This is a genomic window from Kitasatospora cineracea (genome assembly GCF_003751605.1).
In the GTDB taxonomy this organism is placed as follows: domain Bacteria; phylum Actinomycetota; class Actinomycetes; order Streptomycetales; family Streptomycetaceae; genus Kitasatospora; species Kitasatospora cineracea.
Window position 1 is genome coordinate 3,725,809 of sequence record NZ_RJVJ01000001.1, and the last position, 24,885, is coordinate 3,750,693.

Genomic DNA, 24,885 nt, shown 5'->3' on the forward strand with positions numbered 1-24,885 from the left:
CACCGAGCTCCCCCGAACGATCACCGACGCCGTGCGGGGCCGCGTTCTGGCAGGTCGCCGAGGTCGCCTACCATCAGTGGCACCGGGCGGTCCGCAGCGGCCGCCCGCTCGGCGCGCCGCAGCCGCGGCCGCACCAGGCCCGCACGGCGCGACCGACCCGGATCGGCGTCCGCGGCACCCGAGAGACCCTGGAGTCCCGCATGATCGGCCTCGTCCTGGCCGCCGGCGCCGGCCGCCGGCTCCGCCCCTACACCGACACCCTGCCCAAGGCGCTGGTGCCGGTGGACGGGGAGCGGACGGTGCTCGACCTGACCCTCGGGAACTTCGCCGAGGTCGGCCTGCGCGAGGCGGCGATCGTGGTCGGCTACCGCAAGGAGGCGGTGTACGAGCGCCGCGAGGCGCTGGAGCGGACCTACGGCGTCAAGCTGACCCTCGTCGAGAACGACAGGGCCGAGGAGTGGAACAACGCCTACTCGCTGTGGTGCGCCCGCGAGCTGTTCGCCGAGGGCCTGCTGCTCGCCAACGGCGACACCGTGCACCCGGCCTCGGTGCAGCGCACCATGCTGGACGGCAACGACCGCCGGATCAAGGAGGGCCGCGCCCCCGGCATCCTGCTCGCGCTGGACACCGTGAAGAAGCTCGCCGACGAGGAGATGAAGGTCGTCGTCGACCCCGAGCTGGGGATGCGCCGGATCACCAAGCTGATGGACCCGCTGGACGCCACCGGCGAGTACATCGGCGTCACCGTGATCAACCCGTCCGCCGCCGACGCCCTCGCCGACGCCCTCAAGGCCGTGTACGAGCGCGACCCGCAGCTGTACTACGAGGACGGCTACCAGGAGATGGTCGACCGCGGCCTGACGATCGACGTGCAGCCGATCGGCGAGGTCTCCTGGGTCGAGGTCGACAACCACGAGGACCTCGCCAAGGCCCGGGAGATCGCGTGCCGGTACTGACCCGCCTGGTGCCCTCGCCGGTCTTCGTGGAGATCCGCGCGGGCGCCCTGGACTCGCTCGGCGGGATCCTCGCCGACCAGCGGCTCTCCGCGGCCGGCCGGATCGCGGTGGCGATCAGCGGGGGCTCCGGCGCGGTGCTGCGCGAGCGCCTGGAGCCCGCGCTGCCCGGCGCGGACTGGTACCTGGTCGAGGACGGCACCCTGGACAGCGCGGTCCGGCTGACCGACGAGATCCGCCGCGGCCACTACGACGCCCTGGTCGGCCTCGGCGGCGGCAAGATCATCGACGTGGCGAAGTACGCCGCGGCGCGGGTCGGCCTGCCGGTGGTCGCGGTCGCCACCAACCTGGCCCACGACGGCATCTGCTCCCCGGTCTCCACCCTCGACAACGACGCCGGCCGCGGCTCCTACGGGGTGCCGGGGCCGATCGGCATCGTGGTCGATCTGGACGTCATCGCCAAGGCCCCGAAGCGCTTCGTGGCCGCCGGGATCGGCGACGCCGTCTCCAACATCTCCGCCTGCGCGGACTGGGAGCTCTCGCACGCGGTGACCGGCGAACCCGTCGACGGACTGGCCGTGGCGATGGCCCGCTCGGCCGGCGAGAACCTGCTCCGGCACCCGGGCACCCTGGAGGACCCGGACCTGCTGACCACGCTGGCGGAAGCCCTGGTACTGTCCGGCATCGCGATGAACATCGCGGGCAGCACCCGGCCCAGTTCGGGTGCCTGCCACGAGATCTCGCACGCCCTGGACGTGCTGTACCCCAAGCGGTCCGCGCAGCACGGCGAGCAGGTCGGCCTCGGCGCCGCCTTCGCCTGCCACCTGCGGGGCGAACGGGAACTGTCCGGACTGATCGTGGAGCGCCTGCGCTTCCACGGCCTCCCGGTGACCGCCGGTCAGATCGGCTTCACCGGGGCGGAGTTCACCGAAGCGGTGCACTACGCTCCGAACACCAGACCGGGGCGCTTCACCATCCTCGAACACCTCGACCTCTCCGCCACAGACATCAGGGACGCGTACGCCGACTATGTCCAAGCCGTCAACAGCTGAACGCCCGCCGGTCGACCTCACCCGGCGCCCGTCGATCGAGGAACTGCGGGCGGTGATCCACCCCGAGGGGATGCTGCAGCGCCGCAGCGCCGAGCACTGGGCCGGCCGCCTCTACATGCGGAGGATCTCGCTGCGGATCACCCGGGTCCTGTCGACCGCCACGGCGATCACGCCCAACGGCCTGACCTACCTGATGATGCTCACCGGCATCCTGGCCGGCCTCGCTCTGATCGTCCCCGGCCTGACCGGCGCGGTCCTGGGCGCGGTGCTGATCCAGGTCTACCTGCTGCTGGACTGCGTGGACGGCGAGGTGGCCCGCTGGCGCCGGCAGACCTCGCTCACCGGCGTCTACCTGGACCGGGTCGGCCACTACATGTCCGAGGCCGCGCTGCTCACCGGCCTGGGCCTGCGGGCCGCCGACCTGTTCCACCGCGAGGGCGCGCACGCCGCCTGGCAGTGGGCCTTCCTGGGCACGCTGGCCGCGCTCGGCGCGATCCTGATCAAGTCCGAGACCGACCTGGTGGACGTGGCCCGGGCCCGCTCCGGCCTGACCGCCGTCGAGGACAGCGCCTCGGTGCCGCGCTCGACCGCGGTGGCCAAGGCCCGCCGGGCCGCCTCGCTGCTGAAGTTCCACCGCCTGGTCGGCGCGGTCGAGGCCTCGCTGTTCATCCTGGCCGCCGGCATCGCCGACGCGGTCCGCGGCGACCTGTTCTTCACCCGCCTCGCGGTCGTGGTGCTGGCCGCCATCGCCGTGCTGCAGACCGTCCTGCACCTGCTGTCCATCGTGCTGTCCAGCAGGCTGCGATGAGCGACGACTTCCGGCTCGGCGCGGTCATCATCACGATGGGCAACCGGCCCGCCGAACTGAACGCCCTGATCGAGTCGGTGCGCGCCCAGCAGGGCCCGCCGGTGGAGCTCGCGGTGGTCGGCAACGGCGCCCCGCTGCCCGTCCTGCCCGAGGGCGTGCGCAGCGTCGAGCTGCCGGAGAACCTGGGCATCCCCGGCGGCCGCAACGTCGGCATCGAGCTGTTCGGCCCGGACGGCCGGGACGTCGACGCGGTGCTCTTCCTGGACGACGACGGCCTGCTGCCGAACACCGACTCGGCCGAGCTGCTGCGCGCGGCGTTCACCGCCGACCCGGGCCTGGGCATCGTCTCGTTCCGGATCGCCGACCCGGAGACCGGCACCACCCAGCGCCGCCACGTCCCCCGGCTGCGCGCCAGCGACCCGCTGCACGCCTCCCGGGTCACCACCTTCCTGGGCGGCGCCAGCGCGGTGCGCAGCGCGGTGTTCCCGCAGGCCGGGCAGCTGCCGGCGGAGTTCTTCTACGCGCACGAGGAGACCGACCTGGCCTGGCGCGCGCTGGACGCCGGCTGGTCGATCGACTACCGCCCGGACGTGGTGCTGCACCACCCGGCGACCTCCCCGGCCCGGCACGCGACCTACTTCCACAACGTGGCCCGCAACCGGGTGTGGCTGGCCCGACGGAACCTTCCGGCCCCGTTGGTGCCTCTCTACCTGGGAACCTGGTTCCTGCTGACCGTGCTCAGGCGTCCCTCCGGGGCGGCGCTGAAGGCGTGGCTCGGCGGGTTCCGGGCCGGCTGGAGCGAGCCCTGCGGTCCGCGCCGGCCGATGAAGTGGTCCACCGTCTGGCGCTTGACCCGACTCGGCAGACCGCCAATCATCTGATCGCAACCGGTCGGCTCCTTCCCCGGGCCGGCCGGACGCACACCAGAGCTCCCCGTGGTACGCCCCGGTCCCCTGTCCCGTCCCCCCGGGCAGCGGATTCCGACCCCCTGAAGGACGAATGTGTCGACACTGAGTGACCCGGTCAACCTCTCCGCACCAAGGGGTTCCGACGCGGGTCTGACCCCGAAGCAGCTCGCGGACAAGTACGGGTTGTCCGTCAGCGGCAAGCGGCCGAGCCTGTCCGAGTACGTCCGCCAGCTGTGGGCCCGCCGCGCCTTCATCAGCGCGTTCGCCACGGCCCGGCTGGTCGCGCAGTACACCACGGCGAAGCTCGGCCAGGTCTGGCAGGTGCTCACCCCGCTGCTGAACTGCGCGGTGTTCTACCTGGTCTTCGGTCTGATCATGAGCAACCGGGACACCGTCCCGAACTACATCGCCTGGCTCTGCATCGGCGTCTTCATCTTCCAGTTCTCGCAGAGCGCGATCCAGGCCGGCACCCGGTCGATCTCCGACAACCTGGGCCTGATCCGGGCGCTGCACTTCCCGCGCGCCAGCCTGCCGATCGCCTTCACCATCATCCAGCTCCAGCAGCTGCTGATCTCGATGGTGGTGCTGGTCGTCATCGTGCTGCTGAACGGCATCACCCCGGGCACGACCTGGCTGCTGATCATCCCGGCGCTGGTGCTCCAGTCGATGTTCAACACCGGCCTGGCCCTGGTGATGGCCCGGATCGGCTCCAAGACCTCCGACATCTCGCAGCTGATGCCGTTCCTGCTGCGCACCTGGATGTACGTCTCCGGCGTGATGTACAGCGTGTCGAGCTTCATCGAGAAGTGGCCGCCGCTCTGGCAGACGATCTACTCGTGGAACCCGGCCGTGGTCTACATGGACCTGATCCGCTACGCCTTCATGCCCGAGAGCTTCGACAAGAAGCTCTACCCGGGCGGCCTGGACGCCCACGGCAACCAGCTGCCGAAGGCGCTGATCCTGCCCGACCACATCTGGATCATGGCCACCACCTGGGCGGTCGTCGCCTTCGCCGTCGGTTTCCTGTTCTTCTGGAAGGCAGAGGAGGAGTACGGCCGTGGCTGACGCAGCTCTCGACACCGTCAAGGAGGCCACCGCGGTGGACACCGACAAGGCCAGGGTCCCCACCGTGGTGGTGGACGACGTGCACATCGTCTACAAGGTGCACGGCGCCGGTTCCGGCAAGGGCAGCGCCACCTCGGCGCTGAGCCGGATCATCACCCGCAAGAAGTCGCCCTCGATCCGCGAGGTGCACGCGGTGCGCGGCATCAGCTTCACCGCGTACAAGGGCGAGGCGATCGGCCTGATCGGCTCGAACGGCTCCGGCAAGTCGACCATGCTGGCGGCCATCGCCGGCCTGCTGCCGACCGAGCGGGGGGCCATCTACACCCACGGCCAGCCCTCGCTGCTGGGCGTCAACGCGGCGCTGATGAACGACCTGACCGGCGAGCGCAACGTGGTGCTGGGCTGCCTGGCGATGGGCATGTCCCCGGCCCAGGTGCGCAAGCGCTACCAGGGCATCGTCGACTTCTCGGGCATCAACGAGAAGGGCGACTTCATCTCGCTGCCGATGCGCACCTACTCCTCAGGCATGGGCGCCCGCCTGCGGTTCTCCATCGCGGCGGCGAAGACCCACGACGTGCTGCTGATCGACGAGGCCCTCGCCACCGGCGACCAGGGCTTCCAGCAGCGCTCCAAGGCCCGGATCAACGAGCTGCGCAAGGAGGCCGGCACGGTCTTCCTGGTCAGCCACGACAACAACGCGATCCGCGAGGTCTGCGAGCGCACCATCTGGATCGAGCACGGCGAGCTGATCATGGACGGGCACACCGACGAGGTGGTCCGCCGGTACGAGAAGGGCGAGCGCCCCTGAGCGGGGGCGGGTCGCACGGCGCAGGGCCGGTGCGCGGGGAGCGGATCCCCGGGCACCGGCCCTGCGCCGTGCGGCGGGTGAAGGCGTGGCGACGGAAGCGTGTCCGTGGCGCGGTGGCGGTGCGGCCCGGTGTAGAACGGGGGAGTGACGGCAGTGTCGGATTCAACTAAGTCGGATAACCAGACAGCGGCGGTGACGCTGGACAAGGCGGACCTGGAGAACTTCCCGGTCGCCCCCGGCTTCCTGCCCGCCGCCTGGCGCGGCGACCTGATGGCGGTCTACGGCTTCGCCCGCCTGGTCGACGACGCCGGCGACGGCGACCTCGCCGACCCGGCCGCCGCCGCCCGGCTGCTGGACGTGCCCGGCGCCCCCGCGGACGAGGGCTTCCGGCTCGCCCTGCTGGACGGCCTGGAGCGCGACCTGGACCGCGCCTTCGCCGCCGCCCTCGGCGACGACCCGTCCCCGCACGGCACCGTCCTGGGCACCGACCCCGGCGAGCCCCGGCACCCGCTGATGCGCGCCCTGGTCCCGCTGATCGAGCGGCACGCCGTCACCCCCGAGCCGTTCCGCCGGCTGATCGAGGCCAACCGGGTGGACCAGACCACCACCCGCTACCCGGCCTACGCCGACCTGCGCCACTACTGCACGCTCTCCGCCGACCCGGTCGGCCGCCTGGTGCTCGCGCTGGCCGGCCGGGCCACCCCGGACCGGATCGAGCTGTCCGACGCGATCTGCACCGCGCTGCAGATCGTCGAGCACCTCCAGGACGTCGCCGAGGACCTCGACCGCGGCCGGATCTACCTCCCGCTCGAGGACCTGGCGGCCTTCGGCGTCACCGAGCGCGACCTCGCCGCCGACACCGCCTCCCGCGGCGTGCGCCAGCTGATCGCCTGGGAGGCGAGCCGGGCCCGGACCCTGCTCGACCGCGGCGCGCCGCTGGTGGGTACGGTTCACGGGAGGCTCCGACTGCTGCTGGCGGGATTCACCGCCGGCGGGTACGCGGCCCTGGACGCCATCGAGGCGGTCAGGTTCGACGTGCTCGCGCACCGGGCGAAGCCCGACAAGCGCCGCCTGGCCGGCCGGGCGGCGGCACTCTTCGTGAAGGGAAGGTGAGCGCCCGCGTGGGGGCATCACCACTGGCGTCCGCGCCGGTCATGGCGGCCTACCGGTACTGCGAGGCGGTCACCGCCCTGCAGGCCCGCAACTTCAGCTACGGAATCCGGCTGCTGCCCGAGGCCAAGCGGCTGGCGATGTCCGCGCTGTACGCGCTGGCCCGCCGGGTCGACGACATCGGCGACGGCGAACTGCCCGCCGAGCAGAAGGCCGAGGCACTGGCCCGCACCCGCGTCCTGCTCGACGAGGTCCGGGCGGGCGCGGTCACCGAGGAGGACACCGACCCGATCAAGGTCGCGCTGGCCGACGCGGCCCGCCGCTTCCCGATCCCGCTCGGCGGCTTCGACGAACTGATCGACGGCGTCGAGATGGACCTCAAGGGCGTCGAGTACGGCACCTACGAGGAGCTCAAGGTCTACTGCCGCTGCGTGGCCGGCTCGATCGGCCGGCTCTCGCTGGGCGTCTACGGCTGCGACGAGTGGGAGCGCGGCGCCGAGTACGCCGACACCCTGGGCCTGGCCCTGCAGCTCACCAACATCCTGCGCGACGTGCGCGAGGACGCCCTGAACGGCCGCACCTACCTGCCCACCGAGGACCTGGTCCGGTTCGGCTGCCAGCAGGGCTTCGCGCTGCCCGCCCTCCCGGCCGGCGCCGACTTCACCGGCCTGGTCGCCTTCGAGGCCGAACGCGCCCAGCGCGCCTTCGAGGAGGGCCTGCGGCTGCTCCCGATGCTCGACCGCCGCAGCCGCGCCGCCACCGCCGCGATGGCCGGCATCTACCACCGCCTGCTCGGCCGGATCGCCGCCGACCCGCACTCGGTGCTCCGCGGCCGGGTCTCGCTGCCCGGCTGGGAGAAGGCGTACGTGGCACTGTCCGGGCTCGCCGGAGGGCGTTCTTGATTCTCGCGCCAGTTCTGTCACGCTGTGTCAACAGGGAATCACGACGCATGCGCACGTTGTTGTGCCCACCGTCCACTGCCGTCCGGGAGGGCCGATGAGCACGCCGACAACGCCGCGCGAGCGCACCGCCGTGGTCGTCGGCGGCGGCCTGGCCGGCATCACCGCGGCCCTCCGCCTCGCCGACGCGGGCGTGCGCACCACCCTGCTGGAGGCCCGGCCCCGGCTCGGCGGCCTGGCCTTCTCCTTCCAGCGCGGCGACCTGACCGTCGACAACGGCCAGCACGTCTACCTGCGCTGCTGCACCGCCTACCGCGGCCTGGTCGACCGGCTCGGCGCGAACGCCCTGGTCGACCTCCAGCCCCGGCTGGACGTCCCGGTGCTCTCGCTCGCCCCCGACGGCACCCGCAGCCTCGGCCGGCTGCGCCGCGCCGAGCTGCCCGTCCCGCTGCACCTGGCCGGCAGCCTCGCCACCTACCGGCACCTGAGCCCGGCCGACCGGCTGCGGGTGGTGCGCGGCGCGCTCGCCCTGCAGAAGCTCGACCTCGCCGACCCGGCGCTGGACGACCTCTCCTTCGGCGAGTGGCTGCGCCGGCACGGCCAGACCCCGGCCACCGTGGCCGCCGTCTGGGACCTGGTCGGCGTGGCCACCCTGAACGCCACCGCCGACCGCACCTCGCTGGCGCTGGCCGCGATGGTCTTCAAGACCGGCCTGCTCTCCGAGCCGGGCGCCGCCGACATCGGCACGGCCGGCGTCCCGCTCGGCGAGATCCACCACGACCGGGCGACGGCCGAGCTGGAGCGGGCCGGCGTCCGGATCCGGCTGCGCACCCGGGCCGCCGAGCTGAAGGCCGCCGAGCAGAACGCCGTCCGGCTGGAGGGCGGCGAACTGCTCACCGCCGACACCGTGGTGCTGGCCGGCGCCCAGGACACCGCCGCCGCCCTGCTGCCGCCCGGCGCCGTCCCCGACCAGCACCGGCTGGCCGGCTTCGGCACCGCCCCGATCCTCAACGTGCACGTGGTCTACGACCGGCCGCTGATCCGCCGCCCGTTCTTCGCGGCGCTCGGCTCCCCGGTGCAGTTCGTCTTCGACCGCACCCGGCACTCCGGCCTGGCCGTCCCCGGCGCCCAGTACCTGGCGGTCTCGCAGTCCGCCGCCGAGGACGAGATCGACCTGCCGGTGGCCGAACTGCGGGCCCGCTACCTGCCGGAGCTGGAGCGGCTGCTGCCGGCCGCCCGCGGCGCCCGGGTGCTGGACTTCTTCGTCACCCGGGAGCGCACCGCCACCTTCGACCCGGCGCCCGGCACCGCCCGGCTGCGCCCCGGCGCGCGCACCGACCTCCCCGGCATCCTGCTCGCCGGGTCCTGGACGGCCACGGGTTGGCCAGCGACCATGGAGGGCGCGGTGCGCAGCGGGCACGCTGCCGCCGACGCCGCCCTGGCCGGCCACGGCCGGCTCCCGGTCGACCGGGGGGACGGGCGGTGGCCCCGATGACGCCGAGCCCCCACCCCCCGACCACCGACACCACAACCGTCCGACCGCCCGCCGCGGCCGGACGGACGCACCGAGAGGGAACGCACGTGGAGGCACGCACCGGCTTGACGGTCGAGGACACCCCGACCGTCCTCGACCTGCTGGCGCGCGGACGCACGCTCTGCACGCCGCCGATGCGCGCGGCCGTCGCCCGTTTGGCGGCACCGATGGACACCGTCGCGGCCTACCACTTCGGCTGGATCGACCGGGACGGCCGCCCCGCCGCGGGCGACGGCGGCAAGGCCGTGCGACCGGCGCTGGCCCTGCTGTCCGCCGAAGCGGTGGGCGCCGACGCGCAGGTGGGCGTACCCGGCGGCGTGTCGGTCGAGCTGGTGCACAATTTCTCCCTCCTCCATGATGACCTGATGGACGGTGACGAGACGCGCAGGCACCGGGCCACCGCCTGGACGGTCTTCGGCCCGGCCCAGGCCGTGCTGGCCGGCGACGCGCTGGCCACCCTCGGCACCGAGGTCCTGCTGGACGCCGCGGTGACCGGCGGGGCCGCCCCGGCCGACGCCGCCCGGGCCGTCCGGCTGATCACCACCGCCACCCGGGGGCTGATCGACGGCCAGGCCCTGGACGTCTCGTTCGAGCAGCGCGACGCGGTGACGGTCGAGGAGTGCCTGGCCATGGAGGGCGGCAAGACCGGCGCCCTGCTGGCGGCCTCCGCGGCGATCGGCGCGGTGCTGGCCGGCGCCGACGACAAGGTCTCCGACGCGCTCCAGCGGTACGGCCACCACCTGGGCCTGGCGTTCCAGGCGGTGGACGACCTGCTGGGCATCTGGGGTGCCACCGAAGTGACCGGCAAGCCGCACTGGAGCGACCTCCAGTCGCGGAAGAAGTCGCTGCCGGTGTGCGCCGCGCTGGCCGAGGGGGGCGCCGCCTCCCGCGAGCTGGCCGCACAGCTGGCCGACCCGACCGGCCGCGGCGAGGAGAGCGAGCAGACGCTCGCCGCCCGCGCCGCGCTGATCGAGCGGGCCGGCGGCCGGGCCTGGACGCAGGAAGAGGCCCGCCGCCAGTACGACACCGCCCTCGCCGCCCTCGGCGAGGTGCCCATGGCCGACGAGGTGCGCGAGCACTTCGTCGCACTCGCCGAATTCGTGGTGGTCAGAGAGAGGTGACGTAAGAGTGACAGCAACCGCGGGTGGAAGGCTCGGACCCCAAACCTCAGTTGCACCAGCACGATCTGACGATTCCTCACCCGCGGCGGCGCTCAGCCGGGCCACCGCACACCTGCTGTCACTCCAGCACGCCGACGGCTGGTGGAAGGGCGACCTGGAGACCAACGTCACCATGGACGCCGAAGACCTGCTGCTCAGGGAGTTCCTGGGCATCCGCACCGAGGAGCAGACCCGGGCCACCGCGGCCTGGATCCGCTCCCGGCAGCGGGAGGACGGCACCTGGGCCACCTTCCACGGCGGCCCGCCCGAACTCTCCACCACCGTCGAGGCGTACGTGGCCCTCCGGCTCGCCGGGGACGCCCCGGACGCCCCGCACATGCGGGCCGCCGCCGCCTTCGTCCGCGAACGCGGCGGCATCGCCGCCAGCCGGGTGTTCACCCGGATCTGGCTCGCCCTGTTCGGCTGGTGGCCCTGGGAGAAACTCCCCGAGCTGCCCCCCGAAGTGCTGTTCCTGCCCAGCTGGGCGCCGCTGAACATCTACTCCTTCGGCCAGTGGGCCCGGCAGACCATCGTCCCGCTCACCGTGGTCTCCGCCCACCGCCCGGTCCGCCCCGCCCCGTTCGGCCTCGGCGAACTGCACACCGACCCGGCCGACCCGTACCCCGAGCGGCCGCTCGCCCCCGCGCACACCTGGGACGGCCTGTTCCAGCGGCTCGACCAGCTGATGCACCGCTACCACCGGCACGCCATCAAACCGGTGCGCCGCCTGGCGCTGCGGCAGGCCGCCGCCTGGATCATCGAGCGGCAGGAGGCCGACGGCTGCTGGGGCGGCATCCAGCCGCCCGCCGTCTACTCGCTGATCGCGCTGCGGCTGCTCGGCTACCGGCTCGACCACCCGGTGATGAAGGCCGGGCTCGCCGCCTTCGACTCCTTCACCGTCCACACCGAGGACGGCAAGCGCTGGATGGAGGCCTGCCAGTCCCCGGTCTGGGACACCTGCCTGGCCGCCATCGCGCTGCGCGACGCCGGACTGCCCGGCGACCACCCCGCCCTGGTGGGCGCCGGCAGCTGGATGCTCGGCGAGGAGATCACCACCCGCGGCGACTGGGCCGTCAAACGCCCCCGGCTGGCCCCCGGCGGCTGGGCCTTCGAGTTCCAGAACGACACCTACCCGGACGTCGACGACACCGCCGAGGTGGTCCTCGCGCTGCGCCGGATCGACCACCCCGACACCGCCCGGCTGGCCGGCGCCGTCGAGCGGGCCGTCGAGTGGAACCTCGGCATGCAGTCCAAGGACGGCGCCTGGGGCGCCTTCGACGCCGACAACACCAGCAGGCTCCCCAACAAGCTCCCGTTCTGCGACTTCGGCGAGGTCATCGACCCGCCCTCGGCCGACGTCACCGCGCACGTGGTGGAGATGCTCGCCGAGACCGGCCGCACCCGGGACCCGCGCACCCGGCGCGGCGTCGCCTGGCTGCTGCGCCACCAGGAGGCCGACGGCTCCTGGTTCGGCCGCTGGGGCACCAACTACATCTACGGCACCGGCTCGGTGGTGCCCGCCCTGATCGCCGCCGGCCTCACCCCCGGCCACCCCGCCGTCCGGCGCGCCGTCACCTGGCTGACCGGCCGGCAGAACCCGGACGGCGGCTGGGGCGAGGACATGCGCTCCTACGAGGACCCGGCCACCTGGGCCGGCCGCGGCGAGTCCACCGCCTCGCAGACCGCCTGGGCGCTGATGGCGCTGCTGGCGGCCGACGAGCGCGAGTCCGAGGCGGTCGAGCGCGGCGTCGCCTGGCTCACCGCCACCCAGCGCCCCGACGGGACGTGGGACGAACCACAGTTCACCGGCACCGGCTTCCCCTGGGACTTCTCCATCAACTACCACCTGTACCGCCTGGTCTTCCCGGTCACCGCGCTCGGCCGCTACGTGCACGACGCCCCGCTCGGCCGGGGCGGTGAACGATGACCGCGCCCCTGCTGGTGCTGTGCGCGCTCGGGCCGGAGGCCTGGGCGCTGCGCGGCGGCGACTGGTCCGGTGCGGCCGGCGGCCCGCCGGTGCTGGCCCGGACCGGGATGGGCCGCCGGGCCGCCGGACAGAAGGCCGCCGCACTGCTCGACGCGGGCGGCTACGGGGCCCTGCTGGTCGCCGGGTTCGGCGCGGCGCTCGGGCCCGGGGTGCGCCCCGGCGAGGTGATCGTCGCCGACCGGGTCACCGACGCCGAGGGCGGCGACCACCCGCTGGCCTTTGCGCCCGCACTGGCCACCGCCCTGGAGGAGGCGGGCCTGCGGGTCCACCTCGGCACCCACCGCACCGCCGACCACGTGGTGCGCGGCGCCGAACGGGCCCGGCTGCACGCCGCGGGCGCGCTCGCCGTCGACATGGAGGCCGCCGCCGTCCTCGCCGCCCGCGCCGCGCACGCCCCCGACCTGCCCGCGGCCGTGCTGCGGGTCGTGGTCGACACCCCCGAGCGGGAACTGATCCGCCCCGGCACCCTGCCGGCCGGGGTCCGGGCCTGGCGGACGCTGCGCGCCGCCGTCCCCGCCCTCACCGCGTGGCACCGGCAGGTCGCCGCCACGCCCGCCCAGCTGACGAACCCACAGCCCTCGACGCTCCCCCAGGAGGCGAGCTAAGCCATGGCCATGCCGCTGCGTCAGACCGTCCGCGTGTCCACCTACCTCATGCAGCAGAAGATCAGGGGGCGGAAGAAGTTCCCGCTCATCGTCGAGCTGGAGCCGCTGTTCGCCTGCAACCTCAAGTGCGAGGGCTGCGGGAAGATCCAGCACCCGGCGGGCGTCCTCAAGCAGCGGATGCCGGTCGCCCAGGCGGTCGGCGCGGTCCTGGAGTGCGGCGCCCCGATGGTCTCCATCGCCGGCGGCGAGCCGCTGATGCACCCGCAGATCGACGAGATCGTCCGCCAGCTGGTGGAGCGCCGCAAGTACGTCTTCCTGTGCACCAACGCCCTGCTGCTGCGCAAGAAGCTCGACAAGTTCACCCCTTCGCCGTACTTCACCTTCGCCGTCCACATCGACGGCCTGGAGGAGCGGCACGACGCCTCGGTGGCCAAGGAGGGGACGTTCGCGGAGGCCGTCGAGGCGATCAAGGAGGCCAAGCGGCGGGGCTTCCGGGTCACCACCAACTCGACCTTCTTCAACACCGACACCGCGCAGACCGTGGTCGAGGTGCTGGACTTCCTCAACGACGACCTCAAGGTCGACGAGATGATGATCTCCCCGGCCTACGCCTACGAGAAGGCCCCCGACCAGGAGCACTTCCTCGGCGTCGAGCAGACCCGCGAGCTGTTCCGCAAGGCCTTCGCGGGCGGCAACCGGCGGCGCTGGCGGCTCAACCACAGCCCGCTGTTCCTGGACTTCCTCGAGGGCAAGGTCGACTTCGAGTGCACCGCCTGGGGCATCCCCAACTACTCGCTGTTCGGCTGGCAACGCCCCTGCTACCTGATGTCCGACGGCTACGTCCCCACCTACCGCGAGCTGATCGAGAAGACCGACTGGGACAAGTACGGCCGCGGCCGGGACCCGCGCTGCGACAACTGCATGGCCCACTGCGGCTACGAGCCGACCGCGGTGCTCGCCACCATGGGCTCGCTCAAGGAGTCCATCCGCGCCGCCCGCGAGACCCTCGCCTCGCCCAAGGCGCTCTGACCGCGCGTCAGGACCCGGCGCGGGCGGCCCACGCCGACAGGCGACCGCGCGTGCCGGGCCGCAGGCTGGACACCGACAGTCCACGCACACCGAACCAGCCGTGAGGGGTACGCCATGCCACTGCTGAGCCGGATCACCGGGCCCGCCGACCTCCGACGCCTGCACCCCGAGCAGTTGCCGGTGCTCGCCGACGAGATCCGCGACTTCCTGATCGACGCCGTCACCCGCACCGGCGGCCACCTCGGCCCCAACCTCGGCGTGGTCGAGCTCAGCATCGCCCTGCACCGGGTCTTCGACTCCCCGCACGACCGCGTCCTGTGGGACACCGGCCACCAGGCCTACGTGCACAAGCTGCTCACCGGACGGCAGGACTTCAGCCGGCTGCGCGCCAAGGACGGGCTCTCCGGCTACCCCTCGCGGGCCGAGTCCGAGCACGACCTGATCGAGAACTCGCACGCCTCCACCGCGCTCGGCTACGCCGACGGCATCGCCAAGGCCAACCAGCTGCTCGGCGTCGACCGCTGCACCGTCGCCGTGATCGGCGACGGCGCGCTCACCGGCGGCATGGCCTGGGAGGCGCTCAACAACATCGCCGAGGCCGAGGACCGCCCGCTGGTCATCGTCGTCAACGACAACGAGCGCTCCTACTCGCCGACCATCGGCGGCCTCGCCCACCACCTCGCCACCCTGCGTACCACCCGCGGCTACGAGCGCTTCCTGGCCTGGGGCAAGGACGCCCTGCAGCGCACCCCCGTGGTCGGGCCGCCGCTGTTCGACGCGCTGCACGGCGCCAAGAAGGGCTTCAAGGACGCCTTCGCCCCGCAGGGCATGTTCGAGGACCTCGGGCTGAAGTACCTCGGCCCGATCGACGGCCACGACATCGCCGCCGTCGAGCAGGCGCTGCGCCAGGCCCGGAACTTCGGCGGGCCCGTCATCGTGCACTGCCTGACCGTCAAGGGCCGCGGCTACCGGCCCGCCGAGCAGGACGAGGCCGACCGCTTCCACGCGGTGGGCCCGATCGACCCGTACACCTGCCTGCCGGTCTCCCCGTCCGCCGGGGCCTCCTGGACCTCCGTGTTCGGGCAGGAGATGCTCGCCCTCGGCGCCGAGCGGCCCGACCTGGTCGCCGTCACCGCCGCGATGCTGCACCCGGTGGGGCTCGGGCCGTTCGCCGCCGCGCACCCCGGGCGGACCTACGACGTCGGGATCGCCGAGCAGCACGCGGTGGCCTCCGCCGCGGGCCTGGCCACCGGGGGGCTGCACCCCGTCGTCGCGGTGTACGCGACCTTCCTGAACCGGGCCTTCGACCAGGTGCTGATGGACGTCGCGCTGCACCGGCTCGGCGTCACCTTCGTGCTCGACCGGGCGGGCGTCACCGGCAACGACGGGGCCTCGCACAACGGCATGTGGGACATGTCGGTCCTGCAGGTCGTCCCCGGGCTGCGGCTGGCCGCCCCGCGCGACGCCGACCGGCTGCGCGAACAGCTCCGGGAGGCCGTCGCCGTCGAGGACGCGCCCACCGTGGTGCGCTTCCCCAAGGGCGACCTCGGGCCCGCGATCCCGGCGGTCGAGCGGATCGGCGGCGTCGACGTGCTGGCCCGCACCGGCCCCAGCCCCGACGTGCTGCTGGTCGCCGTCGGCCCGATGGCGCCCGCCTGCCTGGACGCCGCCGCGCTGCTCGCCGCCGACGGCATCACCGCCACCGTGGTCGACCCGCGCTGGGTCAAGCCCGTCGACCCGGCCCTGGTCGCGCTGGCCGCCGCGCACCGGATGGTGGTCACCGTCGAGGACAACGGGCGGGCCGGCGGCGTCGGCGCCGCCGTCGCCCAGGCCATGCGGGACGCCGAGGTCGACGTCCCGCTGCGCGACCTGGGCATCCCGCAGGAGTTCCTGGCGCACGCCTCGCGCGGTGAGATCCTCGAGGAGATCGGACTCACCGGCACCGGCGTCGCCGCCCAGACCGCCGCCTACGCCCGCCGCCTGCTGCCCGGCACGCGGAGCGGCGCCCAGGAGTACCGGCCCAGGGTGCCGCGCAAGTGACCGATCGGAGAGAACCAGCGTGACCCAGGCCGAACCGCTCGACCTCGCCGCCCTGCTCGACGCCCGGGGCGGCGAGCGCTACGAACTGCACGCCCGCTACCTCAACCCGCAGCTGCCCCGGATGCTGCACACCATCGGCTTCGACCGGTACTACGAACGCGCCAAGGGACCGTACTTCTACGACGCCGAGGGCAACGAGTACCTCGACATGCTCGCCGGGTTCGGCATCTTCGCGCTCGGCCGGCACCACCCCGCCGTCCGGGCCGCGATCGAGCAGGTGATGGAGCTGGAGACGGCCGACCTGACCCGCTTCGACTGCTCCCCGCTGCCCGGCCTGCTCGCCGAGCAGCTGATCGCCCGCGCCCCCGGCCTGGACCGGGTGTTCTTCGGCAACAGCGGCACCGAGGCGGTCGAGACGGCGCTCAAGTTCGCCCGGTACGCCACCGGGAAGCGCCGCGTCCTGTACTGCGACCACGCCTTCCACGGCCTCACCGCCGGCTCGCTCTCGGTCAACGGCGAGGGCGGTTTCCGCAAGGGCTTCGACCCGCTGCTGCCGGACACCCCGATCCCGCTCGGCGACCTCGACGCGCTGAAGAAGGAGCTGAAGAAGGGCGACGTCGCGGCGCTGATCGTCGAACCGGTCCAGGGCAAGGGCGTGCTCGCCCCGCCGCCCGGCTGGCTGGCCGCCGCCCAGGAACTGCTGCACGCCCACAAGGCGCTGCTGATCTGCGACGAGGTGCAGACCGGCGTCGGCCGCACCGGCACCTTCTTCGCCTACCAGGCCGAGGAGGGCGTCCGCCCCGACCTGGTCTGCGCGGCCAAGGCGCTCTCCGGCGGGTACGTGCCGATCGGGGCGACGCTCGGCAAGTCGTGGATCTTCGAGAAGGTCTACTCCTCGATGGACCGGGTGCTGGTCCACTCCGCCAGCTTCGGTTCCAACGCCCAGGCGATGGCCGCCGGACTGGCCACCCTGCACGTGATGCGGCAGGAGGGCGTGGTGGAGAACGCCGCGAAGGTCGGCGAGCTGTTCCGGTCCCGGCTGGCGGCGCTGACCGAGCGGTACGAGCTGCTCGCCGAGGTGCGCGGGCGCGGGCTGATGATCGGCATCGAGTTCGGCCGCCCCAAGTCGCTGAAGCTGCGCACCGGTTGGACGGCGCTGCAGGCCGCCCGCAAGGGGCTGTTCGCGCAGATGGTGGTCGTCCCGCTGCTGCAGCGGCACCGGATCCTCACCCAGGTCTCCGGCGACCACCTGGAGGTGATCAAGCTGATCCCGCCGCTGATCGTCACCGAGAAGGAGGTCGACCGCTTCGTCGACGCCTTCACCGAGGTGATGGACGACGCCCACCGCGGCAGCGGCCTGATGTGGGACTTCGGGCGGACGCTGGTCAAGCAGGCGGTCGGCTCGCGGTAGCGGTCACAGCTCGGTGCGGCGGCGGCGCACCACGACCCACAGGTCCGCCGCCGCCACCGCGGTCAGCACCCCGCAGCCCACCGCGAACACCACCAGCGTCCCGCTGCTGGGCGCGCCGTGCGGGGAGGCCAGCGCGGCCCACACCGCGAACCCGGCCGTGCAGAGCGCGAAGAACGGCAGGAACAGCACCGACAGCAGGAAGCGCAGCTTCAGGTCGCTGCGCGCGTTGGCCGGCTCCGTCCCGCTCAGCCACACCTTCGGGGTCCTGGCCCGCCGCATACGCAACCGCCTCCCTCGTACCCTTCCAGGGTAGGACCGTTCGGGTACGGGGAGGCGGAACGATGGACGACCGGCTGGACGACTATCCGGGGCTGCCGGTGGAGCCGGCCCGGGCGCTGGCCGCCGAGCGCGGCTGGCGCACCGTGCGGGTGCTGGCGCCGGACGCGCTGCTGACCATGGAGTACCGCTCGGACCGGCTCAACCTGACGGTGTGCGACGGCGTGGTGGAGCGCGCCTGGGCGGGCTGAGGACGGGCCGGCAGCGGGTGGGACGGCCACGGCTGCGGGAGCGGGGACGCGGTCGGGCGCGGCCGGGGCACGGCGGCCGGGCGGGCGAAGCGGCCCTCCCGGTGCCAGGCGGCCAGCACCCGCCGGTCCAGCGCGGCGACGGCCGGCTCGGCCAGCGGCAGCGAGAGCAGCACCAGCGCGCCCGCCGCCCAGCCCGCGAACACGTCCGAGATCCAGTGGGTGCCCAGGTAGACGGTGGTCAGCCCGATCGAGGCCGCGGTGAGCCCCGCCAGCACGGTGCCGGTGCGGCGCCAGCGGGTGGCCAGGTAGGCCAGCACGCCCCAGGTGACCACGGCGTTCGCGGTGTGGCCGGAGGGGAAGATGCTGCCGCCGGAGAACAGCTCGGGCGAGCCCACGTAGTGCGCGTAGTGCGGGCCCAGCCGGCCGGTCAGGATCTTCACCCCGCCGACCGTGACGTTCAGCAGCAGCAGGGCCATGCCCATCACCAGCAGCGGCCGCGCCGAGTGCGAGCGGTAGCAGCGCCAGCCCAGCCACAGGCAGGCCGCGATCGCGGTCGGGCCGCGCTGTCCGGCGATCACCCAGATGTCCAGGTAGGGCAGGGCGTCCGGCCAGCGCCGGTACGGCCGCAGCAGTTGCAGCGACCAGTCCAGGTCGACCAGCGGGGAGTCGTACAGGATGGCCAGGACCACCAGCAGGTAGAGCACTCCGACCAGGCCGAAGAGCAGGGCGTGCCGCCGGCTGATCGACGGGAGCGCGGATTCGGTCGTTCCGGTGTGGGGATCGTGACCGGATCGGACCGGAACCGCGCGCGGTGCGGTCGATATCTGTCGCTCGGGTGATTCGGGCTTGGCTGGCACGGCTTCGACATTACCGGTCGCCCCGGAGCCTTCCGGGCTATTCGGGGGATCTGTCACCCGCTGGTGACGTGTCGTCCCCGGTTTCTCCATAGGGGCAGTTCAAGGGCGGGGCGGCGGGGCCGGAAAGGTGCGGTGCGTGGGGGAAATCACGCTCCCCGGCGCTCCCGGGCGCCGCATTCCGGTGGTTTCTCCAATAGCCCGGACGGTGGTGCGAGAACGAATGAGGCGGCCGATTTCCCGTGACCCAGGTCACTTCCGGGTCGCTTCCGGGAAATCGGCCGCCGATTCGAACGGGCGGCGCCGGGCTCAGGGCAGCAGTCGTTCGACGGCCGCCGCGCCCTGTTCCTCCAGGTCCTTCTTGGCCTTCGCCAGCAGCGCCGGGGTGGGCGTGCGGCCCGAGGCCATCACCAGGTCCTCGGGGTCGACCGGGTGCTCCGCCCCGGTGTGCAGCAGGTTGTCCGGGGTCGGCGTGGACTCGCTGTCCGTGGGGTCGGTCATCAAGATCCTCCGTGGGTGGAGCGTCGGAGGGGCCGGCCCGGCCCCTCCGACGGGGCGCGCCCGCCGCCGGGGCCGGCGGCGGGAGGTCTGCCATCGAGTCTGGACCCCGGCCCCGGGCGGCGCACCACGAGCGCGCCGCGGCGCCGGCCGGGTCAGTCGAGCGGGCCGCCGGCCACGTAGATGACCTGGCCGGAGACGAAGCCGGCGCCCTCGGAGGCGAGGAAGGAGATGGTGTGCGCGATGTCCTCCGGCACGCCGACCCGCTGGACCGGGATGGCGGAGGCGGCGGCCTGCTTGAACGCCTCGAACTCCATGCCGACCCGGGCCGCGGTGGCCGCGGTCATGTCGGTGGCGATGAAGCCGGGGGCGACCGCGTTGGCGGTGATGCCGAACTTGCCCAGCTCGATCGCCAGGGTCTTGGTGAAGCCCTGCAGGCCGGCCTTGGCCGCCGAGTAGTTGGCCTGGCCGCGGTTGCCCTGGGCGGAGGAGGAGGACAGGTTGACGACCCGCCCGAAGCCGGCCGCCACCATGTGCTTCTGCACCGCGCGGGTCATCAGGAAGGCGCCCTTGAGGTGCACGCTCATCACGGTGTCCCAGTCCGACTCGGACATCTTGAACAGCAGGTTGTCGCGCAGCACGCCGGCGTTGTTCACCAGCACCACCGGGGTGCCCAGCTCGGCGGCGATCCGGTCCACCGCGGCCTGCACCTGCTCGGCGTCCGACACGTCCGCGCCGACGGCCAGCGCGCGGCCGCCCGCGGCCTCGATCGCCTCGGCGGTGCCCTTGGCGGTGGACTCCTCCAGGTCGACCACGGCGACGGCGTAACCGTCCGCGGCCAGCCGGAGCGCGGTGGCGGCGCCGATCCCACGCGCCGCACCCGTCACCACGGCCACCCGCACCGGGGCGTCGGCGGTCACGGACGTGCTCTGCTCGGTCATCTTCGTACTCGTCTCTCTCGAAGTCGGACGACGGGACCGGCGCGGGCCGGCGACCCGTGGATGAGAAATGAATGAGGTGCGCAGCGCGCAGCGCGGCAACCCTACCGGCGGGTAGGGTTTCCGGCCAGGGGCAGCGCCGCAGGTGACGGAGGGTGAGGGCGAAAAGCGGCCGAGCGGGTGAACCGGGTTGGGCGTGGTCCCGACATACGGGGGAAATATGCCAACTTCGCCGAACCTGCGACTACTCTGCGCCCCTACCTGCCAGTCCAGGCCGACCGTTTGTATAGTGTGCGCCAGCAGCCACCGGCTGCACGGCCGACGCGTCCTCACTCACAGCGGGATGCTCACTCGCCGTTACTGCCCCGCTCGGGTGTCCCACACACACTCGGGCGTGACACCGGGACGGATTTCATGGTGCTGGGGGAGATCCCGACAACCCGCGTGCCCGGCCGACTGCAGCAGTCGCCCGGTCACCTCATCCGCGTGGCCCAGCAGGTGCACACCCGCTTGTGGTCCGAATACGTCGGTACCGAGCTGACGGCTCCGCAGTTCGCGGTGCTGCTGGTACTGGCCCTGGAGCCCGGAGCCGACCAGCGCACGGTCGGCGAACGGGCCTCGCTCGACAAGGCGACGATGGCCGAGATGGTCGCCCGGCTGGTCCGGCGCGGCCTGGTGCTCCGCCGCCGGGACCCGGCCGACGGCCGCCGCAAGCTGCTCGCCCTCTCGCAGAGCGGCGCTCAGGCCGTCCGCGAGGCGACCGGCGGCGTGGTCCGGGTCCAGCGGACCCTGTTCGAGCCGCTCGGCCCGGACGAGCAGCTGGAGATCGTCCGGGTGATGGCCCGGATAGCCCGGCTGGAGCCGTCCGCGGTCGCCGTGCCGGGGGAGGCCAGGCCCACGCTGGACGCCCAGCGGGCCATCGGCTACCTGATCCGGGTCGCCCAGCAGGTGCACACCAAGCTCTGGACGGAGAAGGTCGGCACCGAGCTGACGGCCCCTCAGTACGCGGTGCTGGACGCCCTGGAGACCGAGCCGGGCGCCGACCAGCGCACGGTCGGTGAGCTGGCCTCGCTCGACAAGGCGACGATGGCCGAGATGGTCAGCCGGCTGGTCCGGCGCGGCCTGGTGCTGCGCCGCCGGGACCCCTCGGACGGGCGCCGCAACCTGCTCTCGCTCTCCCCGACCGGCCAGGAGCTGCTGCACCGCTCCACCGCCGGGGTCCGCGAGGTCCAGGAGGCGCTGCTCGCCCCGCTGGAACCGCAGGAGCACGCACCGGCGCTGGCGCTGCTCGCGAAGGCGGCCCGGCTGTAACGATTCTGCAAAACGCTGCCCGGTCGTTCGGGTGGCGAGCACGCCCCGGCCGGTAACGCGGCACCGCCCGGGACGTGCCGGAGGGGGCCGAAACCCGATCGGGTTTCGGCCCCCTCCGGCGTCGGTGGAGTTGACTCTCCGTCAGCGGACGGGGCGTCAACTCCGCTCTCAGTTCCAGTCGAAGTCCGCCGGGTCCGGGCCGATCCGCCGCCCGGTGGCGATGCCGTCGATCGCCGCGAGGTCCTCGGCGTCCAGCTCGAAGCCGGTGACGGCCAGGTTCTCCCGGATCCGGGCCGGGGTGACCGACTTCGGGATGGCGATCACGCCGGACTGCAGGTGCCAGCGCAGCACCACCTGGGCCGCGGTGCGGCCGTGCTTGGCGGCGACGGCCAGCAGGGCGGGCTCGGCCAGCAGGTCCTTGCCCTGGCCCAGCGGGCTCCACGCCTCGGTGGCGATGCCGTGCTCGGCGTGCAGGGCGCGCAGCTCGGCCTGCGGGAAGTACGGGTGCAGCTCGATCTGGTTCAGGGCCGGCTTCACCTCGGCCTCGGCGAGCAGCGCCCGCAGGTCCGGCACCCGGAAGTTGGAGACGCCGATCGCGCGGACCCGGCCCTCGGCGTGCAGCTGCTCGAAGGCGCGCCAGATGTTCAGGAAGACGTCGCCGTGCATCGGGCGCGGCCAGTGGATCAGGTACAGGTCCAGCCGGTCGAGGCCGAGGCGGCCGAGCGACTCGTCGAAGGTGCGCAGCACCCGGTCGCGGCCCTGCTGACCGGACCAGTCGACGGTGCCCGAGTTCCACAGCTTGGTGGTCACGAACAGCTCGTCGCGGGCCACGCCGGACTCGGCGATCGCCTGGCCGGTGCCCTTCTCGTTCTCGTAGATCTCGGCGGTGTCGATCGAGCGGTAGCCGGCCTCGATCGCGGTGCGCACCGCGGGGACGGCCTCCGCGTCCGGCACCTGCCAGACGCCGAAGCCGAGCTGCGGGATCCGCACGCCGTCGTTCAGCGTGATCGAGGGGATCGGGGGGACTGCGGGGGTGCTGGTCACGGGAAGGGGTGCCCTTCGGTTGCCGGTTCGCTTCTGCTGGTCCTGCTGGTCCTGCTGGTCCTGCTGTTGTTGCCCGTATTGCCTCTCCGGGGTTCCGGAGCGGCTGCAACGGCGGTGAGCTGCGGTTTATTCCCGGGAGAGGGGAGTTCCCCGGAACGGATGAAAGCCGGCGGGGTCGGCGGCCGGATCGGGCCGTTCTGCCGGAAAACCTGTTGCGTGCGTCACAGCGCGACGGTCAGGCTCGCCGCATGTGACGAGCCGACCACCCCTTCCGCCGCACACCTCCGACGCGCCGGAGCCCGCACCGGGCCCGGCCGGCCGACGCCGCCCGCCGTGCTCCCCCGGCCGGGCCCGTCCCTCCCTGCCCCGCCCCACCCCGTAACGGAGCGACCATGCCGCTCGTCCCCCTCCCGCTACCCGATCCCGGCAGCCCGGACCTCAGTTCGCCGCGCGGGTTCCTGCGCTGGCTCGGCCGCTCCCAGCCCCGGGGCCGGCTGCTCGCCACGCTGTGGAGCACCCTGGAGCTCGGCGCGCTGGCCGCGCTGCCGGTGGCGATCGGCCGCGGCGTCCAGGCCGTCGTCGACCGGGACACCCGGGCCCTGCTGGCGGCCGGCCTGCTCGCCCTGCTGCTGTCCGCCCTGCAGACCGCGATGACGGTGCTGGTGCACCGCCGGGCGGTGTGGAACTGGATCCACGCCGCCTCCCAGGTCCGCCAGCTGGTGGCCCGTCAGGCCTCCGCGCTGGGCGGCGGGTTGAGCCGAAGGATCGCCACCGGCGAGATCGTCGCCGTCTCCAGCGGTGACGTCGAGAAGATCGGCTGGTACGTCGAGCTCACCGCCCGGCTGTACGGCGCGGTGCTGGCCTGGCTCGGCGTCAGCGCCGTGGTGCTGTGGCACCGGCCCGGCCTCGGGCTGGCCGTGCTGCTCGGCGTGCCCGTGCTGGCCGCCGCGGTGTGGCCGCTGCTCGGGCCGTTCGAGCGGCGGTACACCGAGCAGCGCGCGCTCGGCGGCAAGGCCTCCGAGCTGGCCGCCGACACGGTCGCCGGGCTGCGGGTGCTGCGCGGCATCGGCGGCGAGGAGCTGTTCCTGCGCCGCTACCGGGCCGCCTCCCAGCGGGTGCGCGCCGCCGCCGTCCGCACCGCCCGCACCTGGGCGGTGATGCAGGCCCAGGAGGTGCTGCTGCCCGGCCTGTTCGTCATCGGCGTCACCTGGTACGGCGCCCGGCTGGCCCTCGACGGGTCGATCGGGGTCGGCGAGCTGATCGCCGTCTACGGCGCCACCGCCTTCCTCGCCGCCCCGCTGCGGGTGATCGGCGAGGCCGCGCACGCCTGGAGCGTCGCCCGGGTCTCGGCCGGGCGGGCGGTCAAGGTGCTCGCGCTGACCCGGGAGGAAGGCCTGGACGAGGAAGGCCCGGATGGTGACGGAGCGTCAGTTTCGGTCGGTGCGGGGGACGGCGAGGGCGCGGTGGAGCTGGTGCGCCGGGCCGGGCGGTCGGACCTGCACGATCCGGTCAGCGGGCTGACCGCCCGGGCCGGGCGGCTGACCGCGGTGGTCTGCGGCGACCCGGACGCGGCGGGGGAGTTGGCGGCCCGGCTCGGCGGGCGGCCCGCGCTCGCCGAGGGAGAGCGGGCCAAGCCCTCCGTCCGGCTCGGCGGGATCGCGCTGGACGCGGTGCCGCTGGCCGCCGCCCGAGCAGCGGTGCTGGTCCACGACAAGGAGCCGGTGCTGCTCTCCGGCACCCTGGCCGGGCTGCTCGACGTCCCCCGCTCCGGCCGGGTCGAGCCCGCCGAGGCACTGGCCGCCGCCCGCGCCGAGGACGCGCTGGAGGCGCTGGTCGAGGGCTCGCCCGAGTGCGCGGGCGACCCGATGGCGGCCCGGATCACCGAACGCGGCCGCTCGCTCTCCGGCGGCCAGCGCCAGCGCCTCGCGCTGGCCCGCTCGCTGGTGGCCGACCCGCCGGTGCTGGTGCTGGACGAACCGACCAGCGCGGTCGACGCCCACACCGAGTCGCGGATCGCCGCGGGCCTGCGCGAACTGCGGGCCGGGCGCACCACGGTGGTCTTCGCCACCAGCCCGCTGCTGCTCGACCGGGCCGACACCGTCCTGCTGCTCCAGCAGGGCCGGGTCGCCGCCACCGGCACCCACCGGGAGCTGATGGCGGCGGACCCGCGCTACCGGGCGGTCGTCACCCGGGACGAGGGCGCGCCGGGCGGCGCGGGGGCGGGGGAGGCAGGGGAAGCGGAGGTAGCGGTGGGTTCGGGGGGTGCGCAGTGAACGGGGGCCCGTCCGTGGTCCGGACTGCCGCGGAGGCTGTCCGGGGGCGCGTCCACCAGCACGTCCAGCGG

At 73.5% G+C, this 24,885-nt stretch carries 22 protein-coding genes; 17 read left to right on the forward strand and 5 right to left on the reverse strand.

Annotated elements, in window-relative coordinates; translation table 11 throughout:
- The first annotated feature begins 200 nt into the window (after positions 1-200).
- From EDD39_RS16960 to EDD39_RS17030, 15 genes are all read left to right on the forward strand, one after another.
- Complete coding sequence (locus tag EDD39_RS16960; protein WP_030460416.1) at positions 201-956, forward strand: phosphocholine cytidylyltransferase family protein; 756 nt, start codon at positions 201-203, stop codon at positions 954-956.
- Positions 944-2,005, forward strand: a complete 1,062-nt coding sequence (locus EDD39_RS16965) for an iron-containing alcohol dehydrogenase family protein (protein WP_123556983.1) — start codon at positions 944-946, stop codon at positions 2,003-2,005. Before EDD39_RS16960 ends, EDD39_RS16965 begins: the two co-directional genes overlap by 13 nt.
- Positions 1,983-2,813 carry a CDP-alcohol phosphatidyltransferase family protein gene (locus EDD39_RS16970; protein ID WP_123556985.1) on the forward strand — a complete coding sequence of 277 codons (831 nt, stop codon included), beginning with the start codon at positions 1,983-1,985 and terminating at the stop codon, positions 2,811-2,813. Before EDD39_RS16965 ends, EDD39_RS16970 begins: the two co-directional genes overlap by 23 nt.
- Positions 2,810-3,694 carry a glycosyltransferase family 2 protein gene (locus tag EDD39_RS16975; RefSeq protein ID WP_123556987.1) on the forward strand — a complete coding sequence of 295 codons (885 nt, stop codon included), beginning with the start codon at positions 2,810-2,812 and terminating at the stop codon, positions 3,692-3,694. The genes EDD39_RS16970 and EDD39_RS16975 overlap by 4 nt, the downstream gene beginning before the upstream one ends.
- A gap of 120 nt (positions 3,695-3,814) precedes the next feature.
- Complete coding sequence (locus EDD39_RS16980) at positions 3,815-4,786, forward strand: ABC transporter permease (RefSeq protein WP_123556989.1); 972 nt, start codon at positions 3,815-3,817, stop codon at positions 4,784-4,786.
- Entirely contained in the window at positions 4,779-5,594 is an 816-nt protein-coding gene (locus tag EDD39_RS16985) for an ABC transporter ATP-binding protein (RefSeq protein WP_123556991.1), read from the forward strand. The genes EDD39_RS16980 and EDD39_RS16985 overlap by 8 nt, the downstream gene beginning before the upstream one ends.
- A gap of 192 nt (positions 5,595-5,786) precedes the next feature.
- Positions 5,787-6,707 (forward strand): squalene synthase HpnC, encoded by a 921-nt coding sequence (gene hpnC, locus EDD39_RS16990; protein WP_244256761.1) that lies wholly within the window; start codon positions 5,787-5,789, stop codon positions 6,705-6,707.
- Positions 6,708-6,748: 41 nt separating this feature from the next.
- Positions 6,749-7,606, forward strand: coding sequence for a presqualene diphosphate synthase HpnD (gene hpnD / locus EDD39_RS16995; protein WP_123556995.1), 858 nt, complete (start codon positions 6,749-6,751; stop codon positions 7,604-7,606).
- 94 nt (positions 7,607-7,700) lie between these two features.
- A complete protein-coding gene (hpnE, locus tag EDD39_RS17000; RefSeq protein WP_123556997.1) occupies positions 7,701-9,098 on the forward strand; it encodes a hydroxysqualene dehydroxylase HpnE in 1,398 nt (465 codons plus the stop codon).
- 86 nt (positions 9,099-9,184) lie between these two features.
- Positions 9,185-10,258 (forward strand): polyprenyl synthetase family protein, encoded by a 1,074-nt coding sequence (locus tag EDD39_RS17005; protein ID WP_123556998.1) that lies wholly within the window; start codon positions 9,185-9,187, stop codon positions 10,256-10,258.
- A 7-nt stretch (positions 10,259-10,265) separates the two neighbouring features.
- On the forward strand, positions 10,266-12,224 hold the full coding sequence (shc, locus tag EDD39_RS17010; protein WP_123556999.1) for a squalene--hopene cyclase: 1,959 nt from the start codon (positions 10,266-10,268) through the stop codon (positions 12,222-12,224).
- Entirely contained in the window at positions 12,221-12,889 is a 669-nt protein-coding gene (locus tag EDD39_RS17015; RefSeq protein ID WP_123557002.1) for a phosphorylase family protein, read from the forward strand. The genes shc and EDD39_RS17015 overlap by 4 nt, the downstream gene beginning before the upstream one ends.
- Positions 12,890-12,892: 3 nt before the next feature.
- Positions 12,893-13,918 (forward strand): adenosyl-hopene transferase HpnH, encoded by a 1,026-nt coding sequence (hpnH, locus tag EDD39_RS17020; RefSeq protein WP_123557004.1) that lies wholly within the window; start codon positions 12,893-12,895, stop codon positions 13,916-13,918.
- A gap of 114 nt (positions 13,919-14,032) precedes the next feature.
- Positions 14,033-15,958: a 1-deoxy-D-xylulose-5-phosphate synthase gene (gene dxs, locus EDD39_RS17025; protein ID WP_123557006.1), complete on the forward strand. Its 1,926-nt coding sequence runs from the start codon at positions 14,033-14,035 to the stop codon at positions 15,956-15,958.
- A 19-nt stretch (positions 15,959-15,977) separates the two neighbouring features.
- Positions 15,978-17,369 (forward strand): aspartate aminotransferase family protein, encoded by a 1,392-nt coding sequence (locus EDD39_RS17030; protein WP_123557008.1) that lies wholly within the window; start codon positions 15,978-15,980, stop codon positions 17,367-17,369.
- A gap of 3 nt (positions 17,370-17,372) precedes the next feature.
- Here EDD39_RS17030 and EDD39_RS17035 read toward each other — a convergent pair whose 3' ends face one another.
- From EDD39_RS17035 to fabG, 4 genes are all read right to left on the reverse strand, one after another.
- Entirely contained in the window at positions 17,373-17,648 is a 276-nt protein-coding gene (locus EDD39_RS17035; protein WP_030460401.1) for a DUF6343 family protein, read from the reverse strand.
- Positions 17,649-17,730: 82 nt separating this feature from the next.
- The gene (locus EDD39_RS42710; protein ID WP_425269693.1) at positions 17,731-18,600 is read right to left on the reverse strand and encodes a phosphatase PAP2 family protein; all 870 of its coding nucleotides are present in this window, start codon (positions 18,598-18,600) and stop codon (positions 17,731-17,733) included.
- A 459-nt stretch (positions 18,601-19,059) separates the two neighbouring features.
- The gene (locus EDD39_RS17045; protein WP_123557010.1) at positions 19,060-19,251 is read right to left on the reverse strand and encodes a hypothetical protein; all 192 of its coding nucleotides are present in this window, start codon (positions 19,249-19,251) and stop codon (positions 19,060-19,062) included.
- 152 nt (positions 19,252-19,403) lie between these two features.
- A complete protein-coding gene (fabG, locus tag EDD39_RS17050; protein WP_051816991.1) occupies positions 19,404-20,189 on the reverse strand; it encodes a 3-oxoacyl-ACP reductase FabG in 786 nt (261 codons plus the stop codon).
- 483 nt (positions 20,190-20,672) lie between these two features.
- On the opposite strand from fabG, the gene EDD39_RS40995 reads away from it, so the two are divergent.
- Positions 20,673-21,497: a MarR family winged helix-turn-helix transcriptional regulator gene (locus EDD39_RS40995; protein WP_244256763.1), complete on the forward strand. Its 825-nt coding sequence runs from the start codon at positions 20,673-20,675 to the stop codon at positions 21,495-21,497.
- Positions 21,498-21,665: 168 nt separating this feature from the next.
- Here the strand turns inward: EDD39_RS40995 and EDD39_RS17060 are convergent, their stop codons facing one another.
- Positions 21,666-22,541 (reverse strand): aldo/keto reductase, encoded by an 876-nt coding sequence (locus tag EDD39_RS17060; protein ID WP_123557012.1) that lies wholly within the window; start codon positions 22,539-22,541, stop codon positions 21,666-21,668.
- A gap of 392 nt (positions 22,542-22,933) precedes the next feature.
- Here EDD39_RS17060 and EDD39_RS17065 point away from each other — a divergent pair, with 392 nt between their 5' ends.
- On the forward strand, positions 22,934-24,814 hold the full coding sequence (locus tag EDD39_RS17065; protein ID WP_123557014.1) for an ABC transporter transmembrane domain-containing protein: 1,881 nt from the start codon (positions 22,934-22,936) through the stop codon (positions 24,812-24,814).
- Positions 24,815-24,885 lie beyond the last annotated feature (71 nt).

Bases quoted from the DNA above. Each gene is read 5' to 3' on its own strand.
- EDD39_RS16960 (WP_030460416.1), top strand. From the start codon at position 201: ATGATCGGCCTCGTCCTGGCCGCCGGCGCCGGCCGCCGGCTCCGCCCC.
- EDD39_RS16970 (WP_123556985.1), top strand. From the start codon at position 1,983: ATGTCCAAGCCGTCAACAGCTGAACGCCCGCCGGTCGACCTCACCCGG.
- EDD39_RS16975 (WP_123556987.1), top strand. From the start codon at position 2,810: ATGAGCGACGACTTCCGGCTCGGCGCGGTCATCATCACGATGGGCAAC.
- hpnD (WP_123556995.1), top strand. From the start codon at position 6,749: ATGGCGGCCTACCGGTACTGCGAGGCGGTCACCGCCCTGCAGGCCCGC.
- hpnE (WP_123556997.1), top strand. From the start codon at position 7,701: ATGAGCACGCCGACAACGCCGCGCGAGCGCACCGCCGTGGTCGTCGGC.
- EDD39_RS17015 (WP_123557002.1), top strand. From the start codon at position 12,221: ATGACCGCGCCCCTGCTGGTGCTGTGCGCGCTCGGGCCGGAGGCCTGG.
- hpnH (WP_123557004.1), top strand. From the start codon at position 12,893: ATGGCCATGCCGCTGCGTCAGACCGTCCGCGTGTCCACCTACCTCATG.
- dxs (WP_123557006.1), top strand. From the start codon at position 14,033: ATGCCACTGCTGAGCCGGATCACCGGGCCCGCCGACCTCCGACGCCTG.
- EDD39_RS17035 (WP_030460401.1), bottom strand. From the start codon at position 17,648: ATGCGGCGGGCCAGGACCCCGAAGGTGTGGCTGAGCGGGACGGAGCCG.
- EDD39_RS17045 (WP_123557010.1), bottom strand. From the start codon at position 19,251: ATGACCGACCCCACGGACAGCGAGTCCACGCCGACCCCGGACAACCTG.
- fabG (WP_051816991.1), bottom strand. From the start codon at position 20,189: ATGACCGAGCAGAGCACGTCCGTGACCGCCGACGCCCCGGTGCGGGTG.
- EDD39_RS17065 (WP_123557014.1), top strand. From the start codon at position 22,934: ATGCCGCTCGTCCCCCTCCCGCTACCCGATCCCGGCAGCCCGGACCTC.